Origin of the sequence: Streptomyces sudanensis (assembly GCF_023614315.1) — a bacterium.
GTDB lineage: Bacteria > Actinomycetota > Actinomycetes > Streptomycetales > Streptomycetaceae > Streptomyces > Streptomyces sudanensis.
Map to the genome: position 1 here is coordinate 1765421 of NZ_CP095474.1, position 15630 is coordinate 1781050.

A 15630-nucleotide genomic window follows, 5' to 3' on the forward strand; every position below is an offset into this window, starting at 1 on the left:
CCGCGGCGCCGCAGGGCGCAGGCTGCTCCTGCGGCCGGGCGGGGGGCGCCGGGCCGGGCGGCGGTTTCGAGCCCCTGCGGATACGTCCGTACGTGAACCTCCAGCCGCCGTCCGGGGCCTCGGAGCCGCCCCCGGGGGCCGGTGCGGCCCCGGGGGCGCAGGACGCCGGCGCACCGGCCCGGGACGTGCCGGGGCAGGGCGTTCCGGCCGCGGGGGTGCCGCTCCCGCCGGAGGCGGCGCCGGCCCCCGGGGCCCGGCGGGCGGAGCCGGACGCGGAGTCCACGATGCCGCTGTACCTCGGGGCCGGGGCCGCGGGCGCGGCGCCGGGGACGGAGACCGGGCCGGCCGGGCCGGACGGGCCGGACGGGCCGGGGTACGCCGCCGGGCCGGCCGGGCCGGGCGGCGCGCACCACGCGGACGTCACGCCGGGGCCGCGCCGCTCGCGCCGGCGCAGGGGCGGGCGGCGGCCGGGAGCGGTCGCCGCCGTGGTGGTGGCGGTCGTGGCGGTGGCCGGCGCGGCGGCCCTCGTGAGCGGGCTGTTCGACGACGGGGGCACGGCCGACCGGGTGGCGCCCGACCCGAACCTGAGCGCGCCCCCCTGGCCGACCGAACCGGCGGGCCCGACGACGGAGGAGAGCGCGCCCCCCTCACCGACCGCCCCGTCGGCGCCTTCCGCCCCGGCGACCCCGTCGGACCCGGCGGCCCCGTCGGCCCCGTCGGCCTCGCCGGTCCCGTCCGCGCCGGACGCCCCGGCCCCCGCGGAGACCGCCGGCACGACCGCGCCCGGACTCCCGGGACCGGGGACGACCGCCCCCGCGCGGCCCCGGCCGGACGCCCCGAGGCCGTCCGCGACGGACGCCGGCCCGCCGCAGGAGAGCGGTTCGACCCTGCGCCGCGGCGACCGCGGTGAGGAGGTGCTGGAGCTCCAGCACCGGCTGCGCGAGGTCGGCCTGTACGGCGGCGCGATGAACGGCCGCTACGACAAGAACGTCGAGCGGGCCGTAGCCCGGTACCAGGCGCACCACGGGATCACCGCCGACCCGCCCGGCGTCTACGGCCCCGCCACCAGGCAGGCACTGGAGGGCGAGACCTCCGGAAACGGCTGACCCGCCGCCGTCCCGCCCGGCCCGGAGCGGAGCGGAGCGGCGAACCGGAGCGGGCCGGGCCGGGCCGGGCGGTCGGCGGGGGGGCCGACGGGTCAACCGGTCCCCGGGGGTCCGGGTCAGCCGGTCCGGGTCAGCCGATCCGGGCCAGCCGATCCAGGCCGGCCGGTCCGGGTCAGCCGGTCCGGATCAGCCGGTCCGGATCAGCCGGTCCGGATCAGCCGGTCCGAGTCGGCCGGTCCGGGTCAGCCGGTCCGGGTCAGCCGGTCAGCGCCTCGTACAGGCTGAAGCCCGCCAGGGCCAGCATCAGTCCCGCCGCCACCCTGGTGATCAGCCGCAGCGGCACGTACCTCATCAGCGTCCGCCCGCCGACGATGCCCAGTCCGGCGACGGACCAGAGGGCGAGGACCGCGCCGAGGCCGACGGAGAGCGGGTCGTCGTAGCGGGCGGCCAGGTTCGCGGTCATGATCTGCGTGAGGTCGCCGAACTCCGCGACGAGGATCAGCATGAAGCCCGCCCCGGAGACCTTCCAGAACGACTGGTCGGCGGGGGCCTTGATCTTCTCCTCCCCGTCGTCGTCCTTCTTCAGCAGCAGCATCGCCGCACCGGCGAGGAACAGCACGCCGACGAACGCCTGCACCAGCCGGTGCGGCAGCAGCGTGAGGACGCTGCCCGCGGCGACGGCGAGCGCGACGTGGACCGCGAAGGCGGCGGCGACCCCCGCGAAGACGTACGACGCGCGGTACCGGGTGCCCAGCATGAGGCCGGCCAGGGCGGTCTTGTCGGGAAGTTCGGCGAGGAAGACGACACCGAAGGTGATCGCCATGATCGTGAAGCTGAGCACGGGCTGGTTCCTCAATCGGTCGGGCCGCCGCCGTACCGAGAGACCTTCGCTCGCGCGTTTTCCGGGGTCGCTTCGGCACGGCGGGACCATGGATATGGATTCCGCTGATGCCGAAGGTCTCGCTGGCGGCCTGCAACGAGGTCCGCCTCCGGGCGCCGGCCGGGCACGAGGCCCGGCAGTATGTCGACGGTCCGGCTAGGAGCTACTCCCCTTCTGCTCCGTCCAGGGTACGCGACCCCGGCCGGAGTCCTCCTCCCGGTGCACCAGTCCCCTGGCGACCAGCTCCAGCACCACTGCGACCGCGACCGCCTGCACGGCCATCAGCGCGACCAGCACGAAGAGCTGCACCGCCCCGGCGAGCCACGGCGGCGCCCCGCCCAGCAGCATCCCGACGAACGCTCCCGGCAGGGTGACCAGGCCCACGGTCCTGGTCTGGTCGAGCCCCGGCAGCAGCGCGTCCGCCGCCGCCGTCCGCGCCACCTCCAGCCGGGCCTCCCTGGGCGACAGCCCCAGCGCGAGGCCCGCCTCGACCTCGCCCCGGCGGGCGGCCAGCTCGTCCAGGGCGCGCCGCCCGCCGAGGACGGTGGCGGTGAGCGCCCCGCCGACGAGGATGCCCGCCACCGGGACCAGCGCGACGCCCTCGACCGGCACCAGCCCGGTGAGCACGAGCGCCGCGACGACCGGGGCCGCCCCGGCGCCCACCGGGACGGCGGCCCACCACCAGGTGCGGTTGCGGGTGAGGCGCCGCCCGGCGGTCCGTACCGCGACCCCGTACATCACCAGCAGGAGGAGCGGCAGCAGCGGCGCGGTGCGGACCGCCCAGCCGATCGCCAGCGAGACGGCCGCGAGCTGCAGCGCCGCGCGCACCCCCGCGACGACGGTCTCGCGGGGCGGGCGCAGCCGGGCGGCGGCCACCACGGCCGCCGCGACGGCGAGCAGGGCGGCGAGGACGCCGCCGAAGACGAGGTCGACCGGCAGCAGCACACGCCAACCCTAGGACTCCGCGGGCTCCCCGTCCGCGTGTCGGGAACCGGACACCACCCTTGATGTGACGTGTTCATGTCGTCACGCTGTCACCTGACACCCACCCCCAGGACACCTGGCGTCGCCAGCATGAGCGGGCAGCCCGCCCGGGCGCCCGCAACGCCCCCATCGGCCAGAGGAGTTCACATGTTCCGTGTCTACGCGCGTCGAACGGCACGTCGCCTCTCCGTCCTCGCCACGACGGCCACCCTCGCGGTCACCGGCCTGCTGGCCACCGCGCCCACGGCGCAGGCGGCCCCGCCCACCCCCGTCAGCGCCGCCACCGCGCGCACCTACCTGGGCCAGCTCGCGGTCCGGACCGAGGGCTCCTCCACCGGCTACAGCCGCGACCTGTTCCCGCACTGGAGCACCCAGTACGGCACCTGCAACACCCGCGAGGTCGTCCTCAAGCGCGACGGCGTGAACGTCGTCCAGGACTCCACCTGCGCGGCGACCAGCGGCCGCTGGTACTCCGAGTACGACGGCGCCACCTGGTACGCCGCCTCCGACCTGGACATCGACCACGTCGTCCCGCTCGCCGAGGCGTGGCGTTCGGGTGCGAATTCCTGGACCACCTCCCAGCGCGGTTCCTTCGCCAACGACCTGACGCGGCCGCAGCTCATCGCCGTCACGGACGACGTCAACCAGGCCAAGGGCGACCAGGACCCGGCCGAGTGGATGCCCTCGCGCACCGCGTACCGCTGCACCTACGCCCGCATGTGGGTGCAGGTCAAGCACCACTGGGGCCTCTCGGTGGACTCCGCCGAGAAGAGCGCCCTGCAGTCGGTGCTGAGCGGTTGCGCCTGACGAAACGTCACTCCCCCGCCGGTGACCGGTGGGGCCTCCCCCTCCCGGCCGGTGCGGCAGGCGCCCCGTACCGCACGGGCCGGGTGACCCGGGAGGACCGGCCCGCGGACGCCGCACCGCGGGCCGGGGCCCGCGGCGAACGCGGGNNGCGNNCGACCGCCGCCGGTGCCGCCCACGGCCCGGCGGCGGTCGCGCGCCCGGAACCGGCGCGCGCCGTGCGCCGCCGGGGCGTACGGGGCGCCGTCCGGTCCACGGGGCGCCGGGGCCGGAGCGGGCGCGCGTGCGGGCACGCGGGAGCGAGGGCTCAAGGCGGCACGCGGACGGCACGGGCGCGGCGCACGAGCGGGCCTGGACCGTGCACGAACCGGCCGGAACGGTGCACGAGCGGGCCTGGACCGTGTACGAACCGGTGGGCCGGCGCACGAGCGGACCTGGACCCTGCACGGACCGACGGGGCCGGTGTACGAACCGGCGGGGACCCCGCACGGACCGGCGGGGACGGAATCCGGCCACCAGAACACGGCCGGTGCCCGCCCCGGGCGGTCGCGGCCGGTGCCAGGCCCGAACGGTCCCCTACCGGCACCCCTCCCCGGTGGCCCGCGATCGGGCGCACCGCACCGCACCGCATCGCTTCGGCCACCCTCCGCGCGTGCCCGATGACCTGCTGGGCGTACGCTGTTCCGCGTTTCTCAGGGGTGGAGCGGGGAGTCGAGGTGCTGGAGAGCGTGCGGTGGCTGGCCGAAAGTCCATGGGTCTACGCCGCGGTGGCCCTCTCCGTGGCGCTGGACGTGTTCCTGCCGGTGCTGCCCAGCGGTGTCCTGCTAATCTCGGCGGCGACCGCGGCGACCGCGGCGACGGCGACGGCCGCCCCCGGCGGGGTCTCGCTCGTCGCCCTCGCCCTGTGCGCGGCGTCCGCCTCGGTCCTCGGCGATCTGGCCGCGTACCGCCTGGCCTGGCGCGGCGGGATCCGGTTCGATCGGGCCATCGCCCGCTCCCGGCGCCTGACCACCGCGCGGAAACGTCTCGGCACGGCCCTGGGCGGGGGCGGCGGCGCGCTCGTCGTCATCGCCCGGTTCGCCCCGGCCGGGCGGTCGGTGGTCTCCCTGGGCGCGGGGGCGTCGCGGCGCCGGGCGCGCGAGTTCGTGCCGTGGTCGGTACTGGCGGGGGTGGTGTGGGCCTCGTACAGCGTCGGCCTGGGCTACTTCGGCGGGCAGTGGCTGGGCGCGACGTGGCTCAGCGCGGCGGTGTCGGTGCTCGCCCTGTTCCTGGCGGGGGGCGTCGCGGCGTACGTCCTGCGCCGTCCGGTGCCCGCCCCGGCACCGGCTCCCTGACGGCGGCGCCGCGCACCCGGAGGCCGTCGAGCAGCCGCCGCGTCGCGTCGGCGACCTCGGCGACCGCACGCTCGAACACCTCCCGGTTGTGCGCGGCGGGCTCCCGGAACCCGGAGACCTTGCGCACGTACTGGAGGGCGGCGGCGGCGATGTCGTCCTCGGTGGCCCCCTCGGGCAGCGCGGGCGGGCGGAGGGTCCTGATGCTGCGGCACATGGCGTTCCTCGGGTACAGGGCGGTCCGGGCGGCTCCCGCGGGGGTGCGCCTGGCCGGATGTGGTCAGATGAACTCCATGATCGAAGCGAGGACCCTGTATCTGTTCTGCTCGGCCGCTCCCCCGGTGTTCGACGTGGCGAGAGTCATCGAGGACGCGCAGGCGCGCGGCTGGGACGTCTGCCTGGGGTTGACGCCGAGTGCCGCACGGTGGCTGGAACCGAGCCTGGACGGACTGGCCGCGCTGACCGGGCATCCGGTGCTCAGCGCGTACGGGCACCCGGGCGACCCCGACGTCTGGCCGCCCGCCGACGCGGTGCTGTTCGCACCGGCGACCTTCCACACGGTGAACGCCTGGGCGCTCGGCCTGACCGGCAACTTCGTGGTGGGGGTCGCGACGGAGGCCGCCGGCAGGGGACTGCCCGTCGTGGCGATGCCCTGCGCGAACGCCGCGTACGTACGCCACCCCCAGTTCGAGCGGTCGGTGGAGACCCTGCGGACGGCGGGCGTGACGGTGCTGTACGGGGAGGGCGGATACGTCCCGGACCCGCCCGGCCGGGACTGGCCGGACCACTTCCCCTGGGCGTCGGCCCTGGACGCGGTGGAACCCGTGCACGGGGCCCGGTGAGCGCCCCGGACGTCAGGTGTTGGGCCGCTTCCCGTGGTTGGCCTTCTTGCCCTTGCGGGCACGCCGCTTGTTGCCTCGCTTCGACATGAGGTCACTTCCTTCCGGACCCCGCAAGGGGGTTTTCGGGCATGTCGGGCATTCGCCAGTCTAGGCCCGCCCCGAACCCCCCGCACGGCCGCCGACCTCCGACTGCCGACCTCCGACCGCCGACGGCACCGCGGCGACGGGCCCGGCAGAGGCGGCGTGAACCAGCGTGCCGGGCCGGCCCGGCACGGCGCGACCCGGCACAGCGCGGAACGGCATGGCGCGGCCCGGCCCGGCACGGCGGAACAGGGCGGCCGTTCCGCGCGGCCGGACCCGCGGCAGGGCGGGACGGAAGGGTGCGCGTGCGAACGGAACGGCGGCGTGGGGCGGTTGGGGCCCGCCCGCCCCCTTCACCCCCGGCAAGTGCGCGCCGTGCCGAGTGAGGGGTCCCCGCGCCGGGCAACTCACTGTCAGGTGCCCGCCCGGCACGCTCCGTGCGAGGCGCCCCACACCCCGAAGAGGAGACACATGGCCCGGTGCACGGGGGTCGAGCGCGCGGAGTCGCAGCCGGAGCCGGACGCCCCCCGAAAGACGTGCCAGAGTCGGAAGGAGGCACCCTGATGGCCTGGTGCCCGTTCGCGAGGAAGCTGGAGCTCCAGCCCGAGAGCGACCAGCAACCCGCTATCAGACCCACGCAGTTCATCATGCACAGCCTGGCCGCGCCGTGGACCGCGCAGCGGCTCTACGAGTACTGGAAGTCCAGCTCGCTGGAGTCGCACTTCGGGCTCGGGTACGCGGGCGACCTCGCCCAGTACATCGGCACCGAGACCCGTGCCGACGCCAACGCGACCGCCAACCGGCGCCCCGACGGCACCGGCGCGGTGTCCGTCGAGACGGCGTCCAACCTGAAGCACACCGACCCGTGGACGGACGAGCAGGTCGAGCAGTTGATCCGGCTGGGGGTGTGGCTGCACCAGCGGCACGGCCTGCCCCTGCGGATCTGCCGCAGCCACGACGATCCCGGCTACGGCTACCACCGCCTGCACTCCGCCTGGTCGGCGGGCGGCACCGCGTGCCCGGGGGACGCGCGCGTGGACCAGTTCCGCAAGGTCGTGTTCCCGGGGATCGTGAAACGCGCCGACGTCCAGACGACACCCGTACCGCCCGAGGAGGACCCCGTGCCCGACATGCTGAACGCGTCCAACGCGGCCGACCTGGAACTCACGTCCGGCAACTGGGCCGGGCTCTCGTTCCGCACCGCGGTCCTGCTGGTGGGTCCGGTCCGCCACCACACCCTGGTGCACCTGCTGTTCGGGGACGAGACCCCGGCCGACACGGTGATCGAGGGCTGCTTCTACACGACGGACAAGAACGGCGGCGACCGCTCCCTGCACCTGCCGGTGCGGGCGTACGGGGCGGGCGGACACCAGTTCACCTGCACGGCCGACGTGGGAGCCGGACGCCACCTGCGCTTCATGGTCCGCGCCCGGACCTCCGACAACCGCCCGGTCCGCCTCCTCCACCGCTCGGCCTCGGGCCCGTTCTGGACCCTGTGACCCCGCCGACGGGGCGGCCCGGCGCACCCGCCGCGCGCCGGGCGCGCCGCCTGCGGGGCCGCTCGCCCTGCCGGAGCACCGTGCGACCGGTCCCACTCCACCCCGGCACGGGCCGCCCGCGACCACCGCGATCACGACCGCGTACGCGCACGTCGTGCAGGACACCCGGCGTGGGGCCGCCAACCACGTGGACCGGCTGCTCCGCCGCCTTGAGCGAGACCGCCGTCAGCCACTGCCGTCAAAGGCCCCCGCAGCCGATCGCTGCGGGGGCCTTCTCGCTGGTGGGCGCGGACGGTTTCGAACCGCCGACATCTGCTTTGTAAGAGCAGCGCTCTACCCCTGAGCTACGCACCCCTGGAATGCGGCAACAGCGTACATGGCCCACGGGTGAGGTCCGCAAACCGTCACGGGGCCGCCCCGTCCCGGGCGGCGGACCGCCCTCACGGGGCGCGGGGTACGGGGACTCGCGGAACACGGGGCACGAAGCGCGGGACGCGGGAGCGGCCGGGCGGCGGCCGGTGCCGCGAACTGATCCGCCCTCCCGTTCGTCGTACCTGGTGGGAGAATGAACCGGGTCGGCTCGGACACGCAGTACGGGGAGCGGATGTGACGGGGACGCGCGGTACGGGACGGTGCGCGAGGGACGCGCTCGCCCTGGCGCTGCTGCCCCTGCCCCTGCTCGCCGCCGCTTCGGCCGGGGTGCTCGCCTCGGCGGGATCGCTCGCCGGGGGCGGGGCCGGGGGCGGTACGCGGCGCTGGTTCGGCGGTGGTCGCGCCGAGGACCGGCGGGCCGACGCGCAGACCGCGAAGGACGCCGCGGCCGCCGCGTTCTACGAGCTGGACACCGCGCAGCGCGGCCTGCGGATCTCCGTCGAGACGATCGCCGCGGTCGACGGGTCGCCCGCCGCGGGCCGGGCCGTGGAGGAGTTCGCCGCGCTGGGGCGGCGTGTCGACGAGGTCAGCCGGACGTACATCGAGGCCGTCGACGGTTACGACCTGGACCGCGCCGACCTGGACGCCGCCACGGCGGTCCGCGCCCGCACGGACCTGACCCGCGCCAGGGACGAACTGGTGGGGGTCCGGGGCGAGCTGGAGCGGTTCGAGGAGCGGCTCGCCCCGCTCCTCGACACGGCCGAGACGCAGCTGGCCCGGCTCGCCCCGGCCGTGGAGCGCGCCCGCGCGGCACTGCTCGCCGCGAGCGGCGCGCTGGACGCCGTACGCGGTTCGGGGTTGCGCGCCGATGACCAGGCCGCGCGGCTCGCCGCCCTCGCACCCGAGCTGACCAGGCTCAACGAGGGTGCGGGGCGGCACGGTGTCGCGGAGACCCTGCGCCGCGCCGACCGTGTGCTGCGCGAGGCCGAAGCCGTACGGGCCGAGGCGGAGCGGCTGCCCGAGCGGGCCGCCGAGACCGGCCGTCGGCTGGTGTCCCTGCGGACGCGCGCGCAGGCCCTCGCCAACCGGGCCGCGTCCGTGGAGCCCGTGCTGAGCGAGCTGCGGCGCCGGTTCGTCGCCGCCTGCTGGCAGGACCTCCAGCCCGTGCCGGAGCGGGCCGCGCGGACCGTGGCGCGGGCGGAGGAGAAGCTCGCGGAGGCGGGGCGGGCGCGGGACGAGCAGCGGTGGGCGGACGCGACGGCGCTGCTGGCGACGGTACGGGCGCTGCTGAACGCGGCGGACGAGGACGTGTCGGCCGCCGGAGAGCGGCTCCGGCGGCTGGACGACGTGTCGAAGGACCCGCAGCGGGAGATCGAGCGCACGCGTTTCGCGGTCCGGGACGCCCAGCGGCTCGCCATGGAGGGCCGCCACACCCCGGACCCGCGGCACGCGCGGCCCCTGGACGACGCGGTCGCCCGTCTGGACCGGGCCGTGGGCGGCCTGGAGGGGCGGCACCCCGACTACTGGCGCTTCCTGGCCGAGACGGAGGCCGTGCGGGTGGCGGTCGCGCGGGTGGTGGAGACGATCCGCGAGGAACGCGGGGGCGGCCCGCCCGGGCGCACCGGCTGAAGCCGCCGGGTCCGCCGCCCGCCGGGGGTCGTTAACCTGTGTGCATGCCTCGCTACGAGTACCGCTGCCGCACCTGCGGCGACACGTTCGAACTGAGCCGTCCCATGGCGGAGTCCTCCGCGCCCGCGGCCTGCCCGGCCGGGCACGAGGACACCGTGAAGCTGCTGTCGACCGTCGCCGTCGGCGGTACGGCGCCGGCCGCCCCGGCCGGGCCCGCGGGCGGCGGTGGCGGCGGGTGCTGCGGAGGCGGCTGCTGCGGCTGACGATCCCGAGCCGGGACGGAGTCGCGCCGGAACTGAGCCGCGCCGGAACTGAGCCGGGACGGAGCCGCGCCGGGGCGGAGCCACCGGGTCGCCCCGCCCCGCGCGGGCCGCCCGGTGCGGGCACGCGTCATCCGGTGTCGGCCCTCGTCACCCGCCGGCCGCTCCGCGCGGGGCGGCCGTGCCCGGCTCCCGTTTCGCTCCCGTCCCCGCGCCGCGTCCCGCCGGACCGGACCGCCCCCACGAGCCGTCACGGCCCGCCGGGCCGGACCGCCCCTCAGGACGCCGGGCCTGGCGCCGGGCCGCCCCCGTCACGCCACTCCCGTCACGCCACCCCCGTCACACCTCCATCGCTCCCGCCGCCTCGCCGCCTCACGGGCGCCGCCGCCCCGTCACACCGTCGCGGTCGCCGTGCGGGCCGCGGTCAGGAACCGGCGCAGGATCTCCTCCCCCGCCGCGACGCCCCGGTCGGCGAGGGCCTCCACGTGGCCGGCGTCCCAGCCCGTGTCGGCCAGCTCGCCGTGGCCGGGCCGCCACGCCCGGTCGGCGGCCAGCAGCAGGTCCGCGTCGAGCAGCGAGTCGCCCGCCGCGAGGACGGTGCGGGCGCCGGTGCGCCGCGCCACCTCCCGTACCGCCGCGCTCTTCGTCAGCGGCTTGGGCACCGCGTACACCTTGCGTCCCTGCAGGGAGACCGTCCAGCCGCGGGAGCCGGCCCAGTCGGACAGCTCCGCGAGCCAGTCGCCGGGCAGCAGGGCCCGCTCCACGACGAGGTAGGCGAACAGGTCCTCCGCGACCCGTTCCTTCAGCAGCCACGCCGGGTCGGCGGCGGCCAGCAGGTGCGCCCGCACCTCGTCGAGGGTGGCGCACTCGTCGGCGAGGCGCGCCGCGACGGCCGCCCGCCAGCCGGGGTCGGGTTCGCCGTCGACCAGCAGGTGGCCGCCGTTGGCGCAGATCGCGTACCGGGGGGCCGGGCAGGGCAGCCGGATGCGCCGGTACTGCTCCCGGGTCCGGGTGGTGACCGGTACGAAGTCGGTCGCGCGGGCCAGTTCGCCGAGGAGTCCGGCGGCGGCCTCGGTGACGTACGACAGCGGTCTGCCCTGGTACACCTCCACGCACAGCAGGCGCGGGGCCTCGGCGTCGGGGGCGGTCAGCGCGAGCGCGGCGGCGGAGTAGACCAGGGTGCGGTCGAGGTCGCTGGCGACCAGTACGGGCGGGGCGGTCACGGCGCCGTCACCGCCCGGCCGTCGGCGCCGGTCGCGCCGCGCGTGTAGCCGGGGTGGACGAGGCCGACGCAGGTGTACGGCAGTGCGTCGACCTCCTCGACCGGGACGCCGCGCTGCTCGGCCAGCAGCCGCACGTGGTCCAGGTCGGCGCCCGCGCCGCGCCGGGCGAGGACCCGCCACGGAACGCGGCGCAGCAGGACCCGGGTGGTCTCGCCGACGCCCGGCTTGACGAGGTTGACGTCGTGGATGCCGTACTCCTCGCTGATCCGCTCGACGGCCGCCCAGCCCTCCCAGGTGGGGGTGCGGTCGGTGGCGAGGAGGCGGGCGGCGTCGGCGCCGACGGCGTCCGCCACTTCCTCGAAGCGGCCGGAAACCGCGTCGAGGAAGTCCCCGGACACGTCGGCGTCCGCGAGTTCCCGGTAGAACTTGGCGCCGTGGTAGTCGTCCGGGCCGATCAGGTCGGCGCGCAGGACCGTGCGGGAGACCAGGCCGGAGACGGTGGAGTTGAGGCACGCGGAGGGGATGAGGAAGTCCTCGCGGGTGCCGTGGGTGCGCACGCAGGAGCCGGGGTCGGCGAGGACGGCGATCTCCGGGTCGAAGTCCGGGAAGCCGGCGAGGGCGGCGGCCAGTTCGCGGGTGATGGCCCCCTTGCCGGTCCAGCCGTCGACGAACACGACGTGGGCCGGGTCGTGGTGGGTGCGCAGCCAGCGCAGGGCGTTGGTGTCGATGCCCCGGCCGCGCACGATGGACACGGCGTAGTGGGGCAGGTCCAGGCCGTGGCGGTACCGGGCCCAGCGCCGCATCAGGATGCCGACGGGGGTGCCGGCGCGGGCGAGGGAGACCAGCACGGGGCGCGGCGACCGCTCGGCGAGCACCGTCTCGGTGACGGTGCCGACGGCGCGGGCGATCCGGGCGGCGGAGCCGTCGAGGGCGGCGCGGAAGAGCTTCTGGTACTCGTCGCTCGGCTGGTACTCGACGGGCAGCGACTCGGCGTAGTGGGCGCCGCCGCTCTGGACGGCCTCCTCGCGCTCCTCGGTCGGTGCCTCCAGCTCCACGTCCGACAGGTCCTTCAGGAGCCATCCGACCTCGTCGGGGGCGTAGGAGGAGAACGCGGGTCCGCGCAGCGGCTCGGGCGGCACGCCGGCTCCTTCCGGTACGTACGAGGGGACGGTCGCCAGCACGACGCGCGGGACGTGCGCGGCGAGCCGGGCGAGGAGGCCGTCCGGGGCGTGGAGGGCCGGGGTGTCGGCGGTCGAGTCGGCGACGACGGCGACCGCGTCGAAGCCGGCTCCGGCGACGTTGTACGCGTACCGGTCGCCGGGGCCGTCCGCGGGGTCGTCGTGGGCGGGGAACACCAGGCGGGTGCGGATGGCGTAGCCGGGGTCGTCGACGGCGAGGACGGGCGAGCGGGTGGTGGTGGAGAAGCGCACGTCGGCGTGGGGCGCCCGCTCCTCCAGCGCGGCGGCCAGGGCGAGGGGGGCGTACATCAGCTCTTCGCAGCCCAGGACGAGGACGCGGGGCGCGTCCGCCCCGGGCGGGAGGAGTTCCTCCGCCAGGCGGGCCGCCATCGACGGCAGCGCCGCCTCCAGGCGGGCCCGGTGGGCGGGGGTGAAACCGTGGCGGCCCCCGTCCGGCAGCCCGGCCGGCCAGCCGAGGTCCACGCGGCGCACGGCGGTCGCGTCGCCGGACGCGGCGGGCGCCGGCTCCTGGTGGGCGGCCACCAGGGCGCGGCCCTTCTCCAGCACTCCGTCCGGCAGGCGCACCGTCCCCGACGCGAGGGCCACCGCGTCCACCCGGGCGCCGATCCCGGCGGCGAACCGCGCCAGCCGCTCCCGGTCCTCGGCCGACCGCATGTCGACGAGCGCCGCGATCACGTACCGCTCGCGCGGGTAGCGAGCGTGCAGCGCCCGCACGGTGTTCAGGACGGTGCTGCCGGTGGAGAGCTCGTCGTCGACCAGCACCAGCGGGCCCGGCCCGGCCAGCAGCGCGGGGTCCTCGGGGAGCAGGAGGTGCGAGGTGTGGTGGGAGTGGGACTCCTCGAACCCGGCCGTCCGGGGCACCCCCGGCACGGGGCGGCGCGTGGAGTGCAGGTACGGGGCGTGGGCCAGGCCGTCCGCGACGCAGTGGCCCAGCCCGGTCGCCGTCTCCGCGTACCCGACGACGACCGCGCGCCGCGTCTCCGCCTCGCCCAGCAGCGCCCGCACGCGGCGTCCCAGCTCCCGGCCGGAGCCGCGCACCACGGCGGGGCTCTGCGGCACGTGCTTGCCCAGTACGCGGGAGACCAGCAGGTGCGCCCGCCGCCTGTTGTCCCGCAGGGCCAGCCCCAGCAGGTCGCGCAGCTCCCCGTCGTCCCCCCGGTGCCCGGAGATCTCGACGCCGAGCCGCTCGGCGACCCATGTTCCCGTCCACACCGCGCTGTGAATGACGTGCCTCTTCTCTCTGGGATGCGGGTTCTCTCTCGGATGCGGGGTCCCTCCCGGGCGCGGGTTCCCCCGCGGGCGCGGGCCGCCCGCCGCGTGCCGGGCTCCGCTCACGGCACCGCCAGGCCCGCCGCGAGCAGGTCGACGAATCCCACGTCGGCCCTGGCGACGCCGAACACCTCGGCCCGCAGGAGCGTGCGCTCCGCCCAGGCCCGGTGCGGCTTCACCTCGTTCATCTTGTTGGTGTAGGTGGAGCGCAGGACTCCGCCGCCGTCGCGCTCCGGGCGGAGGATGTCCCGGGCGTCGCTGTACTCCTCGTGGCTCACCACGGACAGGGCGTGCACGGGCTGGACGTGGGAGGGGTGGATGCAGGTCTTGCCGAGCAGGCCGTTGGCCCGGTCCAGCTCGACCTCGCGGAGCAGCCCGTCCATGTCGTGCTCGATCAGCGTGGCGCGCAGGGCGTCGGCCTGTCCCTGGGTGAAGGGGCTGCGCCGCAGCAGCGGCTTGAACATCCGCTCCTGGAGGCGGAAGTACTCCCACACCGGCCCGGTGATCGTGAAGCCGCTGCCGTCGGCGCGGCCCAGGACGTTGACGACGTCCGCGATGACGTGGGCGACGATCCGGACGTCGTACGCGGTCATGTCGGGCGAGCGGCGCAGGCCGTACGCGGCGCAGAAGTCGGTGACGCCCAGCCGCAGGGCCAGGATCCGGTCGCGGTGCGCGGTGACGGAGCGGACGATCCCGGCGAGGGTGTCGGCCCGGGTCTCCAGGTGGAGCAGCTCGGGCGACTCCAGGACGGGCATCGCGTACAGGGGGCGGCCGGCGAGGGCGTCCGCCGCGGCGGGCTCCGCCTCGGCGGCGGCGAGGGCCTCCAGGAAGGGCGTGCCGTGCTTCTCGGTGAACTTCGGCAGTACGAATCCGGACAGCAGCCGTGCGGCGGGGCCGAGGCGGCGGGTCAGGTCGGGGATCTGCCCGGGTTCGCGGACGCGGATGAACAGCAGCGGCGGTTCGCCGCCCCGCCCGGCCAGGTCGGCGAACTGGCGCACCAGGTTCTCCTCGCCGGCCGCGACGTCCCCGTCGCCGATGGAGTCCTCCAGGCAGAGCACCATGGACACGACCCCGCGCCCGACCTGCTTCATCACGTCGTCGGCGAGCCTGGGGCGGGTGGCGGGGCTGTAGAGGGTCGCGCCGAGCGCGGCCGACAGGACGCGGGCGGGCGAGTGACCGTCGAACGCGCACGGCTCCCGGTGGAACAACCCGGCCCGGGCAGTGGGCGGGATGTGCCCGAAATGACGCATGCGAATTCCCCGAACTGCCGTGGTGTGCCGTCCACGGCCCGATGACATGTGGCCGGTAATAGTACGTACGGACAAGTGTCACCGGTTCCCTGTCCGCACGAACGCCGGGTGACCTGGAAGTGGCCTCCGGGGGGCCCGCCGGGCGGCCGGAGCATCCCGTACCGGCCCCCGCGTTGTCCCCCCGGCGGGTGGCCGGGCAGGATGACGGGCATGACGCACGAGATGCTGAAGGGCTCGAACGTCCCGCTCGACGTCGCGGCTGTGCGGGCCGTACTGCGCTGGACCCCTGGCCCGGAGGTCCCCGACGTCGACGCCTCCGCCCTCCTGCTCGGCCCGGACGGGCGGGTGCGTTCCGACGAGGACTTCGTCTTCTACAACCAGCCCCGCCACCCCTCCGGCTCGGTGCGGCGGCTGCCCAAGAAGCGCGTGGCCGACGGGCTCACCGACACGGTCCGGGTGGACCTGGCGGGACTGGAGCCGTCCGTGGACCAGGTGGTGATCGCGGCGTCCTCGGACGGCGGCACCTTCGCCCACGTGCCGGACCTGCGGATCGTGCTGTACGACGCCGCCGCGGGCGAGGACGCCGAGGGGCTGGCGTCGTTCCACGTGCGTCCGGAGACGGGCGAGGAGACCGCCATGATCTGCGGCGAGCTGTACCGCAGGGGCGAGGGGTGGAAGTTCCGCGCGGTGGCCCAGGGCTATCCGACGGGGCTGATCGGACTGGCCACGGCGTTCGGCATCTCGGTTGAGGAGGAGGCCCCGGCGGAGGCCGGGGAGGAGCCCCGGGAGCCCGGGCCGGACGCGGAGCCGGGTGCCCGCCCCGCGGAGCCGGCGCCCGTCGCGGACCCCGAGGACGCCACCCGGGCGATACCCGCCCCGGCCGCCGCCACGACGGCAGCCC

Annotated in this window: 14 protein-coding genes, 1 tRNA gene and 1 pseudogene; 8 read left to right on the forward strand and 8 right to left on the reverse strand. The window is 76.4% G+C overall.

Annotated features, from left to right (window positions below):
- Positions 1 to 284 precede the first annotated feature (284 nt).
- Positions 285 to 1106: a peptidoglycan-binding domain-containing protein gene (locus MW084_RS08170; RefSeq protein WP_275563534.1), complete on the forward strand. Its 822-nt coding sequence runs from the start codon at positions 285 to 287 to the stop codon at positions 1104 to 1106.
- Between the two features lie 256 nt (positions 1107 to 1362).
- On the opposite strand, the gene MW084_RS08175 is transcribed toward MW084_RS08170, so the two are convergent.
- Positions 1363 to 1947: a TMEM165/GDT1 family protein gene (locus MW084_RS08175; protein ID WP_010472214.1), complete on the reverse strand. Its 585-nt coding sequence runs from the start codon at positions 1945 to 1947 to the stop codon at positions 1363 to 1365.
- 195 nt (positions 1948 to 2142) lie between these two features.
- Positions 2143 to 2931 (reverse strand): ABC transporter permease, encoded by a 789-nt coding sequence (locus MW084_RS08180; RefSeq protein ID WP_010472211.1) that lies wholly within the window; start codon positions 2929 to 2931, stop codon positions 2143 to 2145.
- Positions 2932 to 3117: 186 nt separating this feature from the next.
- Here MW084_RS08180 and MW084_RS08185 point away from each other — a divergent pair, with 186 nt between their 5' ends.
- Both MW084_RS08185 and MW084_RS08190 read left to right on the forward strand, forming a co-directional pair.
- A complete protein-coding gene (locus MW084_RS08185; RefSeq protein WP_010472209.1) occupies positions 3118 to 3777 on the forward strand; it encodes an HNH endonuclease family protein in 660 nt (219 codons plus the stop codon).
- A gap of 713 nt (positions 3778 to 4490) precedes the next feature.
- Positions 4491 to 5108 (forward strand): DedA family protein, encoded by a 618-nt coding sequence (locus MW084_RS08190; RefSeq protein WP_010472208.1) that lies wholly within the window; start codon positions 4491 to 4493, stop codon positions 5106 to 5108.
- Here the strand turns inward: MW084_RS08190 and MW084_RS08195 are convergent.
- Positions 5098 to 5322, reverse strand: a pseudogene (locus MW084_RS08195) (DUF2277 domain-containing protein); the annotation flags it as partial. The gene MW084_RS08190 and the pseudogene MW084_RS08195 sit on opposite strands and share 11 nt — an antisense overlap.
- 76 nt (positions 5323 to 5398) lie before the next feature.
- Between MW084_RS08195 and MW084_RS08200 the strand changes: the two are divergent.
- Complete coding sequence (locus MW084_RS08200; protein WP_039829550.1) at positions 5399 to 5947, forward strand: flavoprotein; 549 nt, start codon at positions 5399 to 5401, stop codon at positions 5945 to 5947.
- Positions 5948 to 5959: 12 nt separating this feature from the next.
- Here the strand turns inward: MW084_RS08200 and MW084_RS24535 are convergent, their stop codons facing one another.
- Positions 5960 to 6034, reverse strand: coding sequence for a 50S ribosomal protein bL37 (locus MW084_RS24535; RefSeq protein WP_391953216.1), 75 nt, complete (start codon positions 6032 to 6034; stop codon positions 5960 to 5962).
- 557 nt (positions 6035 to 6591) lie between these two features.
- Here MW084_RS24535 and MW084_RS08205 point away from each other — a divergent pair.
- Entirely contained in the window at positions 6592 to 7527 is a 936-nt protein-coding gene (locus MW084_RS08205) for a peptidoglycan recognition protein family protein (RefSeq protein ID WP_010472202.1), read from the forward strand.
- A gap of 279 nt (positions 7528 to 7806) precedes the next feature.
- Here the strand turns inward: MW084_RS08205 and MW084_RS08210 are convergent.
- Positions 7807 to 7881, reverse strand: a tRNA-Val gene (locus MW084_RS08210).
- Positions 7882 to 8133: 252 nt separating this feature from the next.
- Between MW084_RS08210 and MW084_RS08215 the strand changes: the two genes are divergently transcribed.
- Positions 8134 to 9528 carry a hypothetical protein gene (locus MW084_RS08215; protein ID WP_010472199.1) on the forward strand — a complete coding sequence of 465 codons (1395 nt, stop codon included), beginning with the start codon at positions 8134 to 8136 and terminating at the stop codon, positions 9526 to 9528.
- 44 nt (positions 9529 to 9572) lie between these two features.
- Positions 9573 to 9791 (forward strand): FmdB family zinc ribbon protein, encoded by a 219-nt coding sequence (locus tag MW084_RS08220; protein ID WP_010472197.1) that lies wholly within the window; start codon positions 9573 to 9575, stop codon positions 9789 to 9791.
- A gap of 389 nt (positions 9792 to 10180) precedes the next feature.
- On the opposite strand, the gene MW084_RS08225 is transcribed toward MW084_RS08220, so the two are convergent.
- The 3 genes from MW084_RS08225 to MW084_RS08235 all read right to left on the reverse strand — a co-directional run bounded on the left by MW084_RS08225 (position 10181) and on the right by MW084_RS08235 (position 14729).
- A complete protein-coding gene (locus MW084_RS08225; protein WP_010472196.1) occupies positions 10181 to 11011 on the reverse strand; it encodes an HAD family hydrolase in 831 nt (276 codons plus the stop codon).
- Entirely contained in the window at positions 11008 to 13422 is a 2415-nt protein-coding gene (locus MW084_RS08230; RefSeq protein ID WP_010472193.1) for a phosphoribosyltransferase domain-containing protein, read from the reverse strand. Before MW084_RS08230 ends, MW084_RS08225 begins: the two co-directional genes overlap by 4 nt.
- Before the next feature lie 119 nt (positions 13423 to 13541).
- The gene (locus tag MW084_RS08235; RefSeq protein ID WP_010472191.1) at positions 13542 to 14729 is read right to left on the reverse strand and encodes an HpcH/HpaI aldolase/citrate lyase family protein; all 1188 of its coding nucleotides are present in this window, start codon (positions 14727 to 14729) and stop codon (positions 13542 to 13544) included.
- Positions 14730 to 14939: 210 nt separating this feature from the next.
- On the opposite strand from MW084_RS08235, the gene MW084_RS08240 reads away from it, so the two are divergent.
- Positions 14940 to 15630 (forward strand): TerD family protein (locus MW084_RS08240; RefSeq protein ID WP_275563535.1); only part of this gene is annotated, 691 nt, incomplete at its 3' end.

Coding starts and splice junctions, on each gene's coding strand:
- MW084_RS08170 (WP_275563534.1), top strand. CDS start 285: ATGCCGCTGTACCTCGGGGCCGGGGCCGCGGGCGCGGCGCCGGGGACG.
- MW084_RS08200 (WP_039829550.1), top strand. CDS start 5,399: ATGATCGAAGCGAGGACCCTGTATCTGTTCTGCTCGGCCGCTCCCCCG.
- MW084_RS08235 (WP_010472191.1), bottom strand. CDS start 14,729: ATGCGTCATTTCGGGCACATCCCGCCCACTGCCCGGGCCGGGTTGTTC.
- MW084_RS08205 (WP_010472202.1), top strand. CDS start 6,592: ATGGCCTGGTGCCCGTTCGCGAGGAAGCTGGAGCTCCAGCCCGAGAGC.
- MW084_RS08220 (WP_010472197.1), top strand. CDS start 9,573: ATGCCTCGCTACGAGTACCGCTGCCGCACCTGCGGCGACACGTTCGAA.
- MW084_RS08185 (WP_010472209.1), top strand. CDS start 3,118: ATGTTCCGTGTCTACGCGCGTCGAACGGCACGTCGCCTCTCCGTCCTC.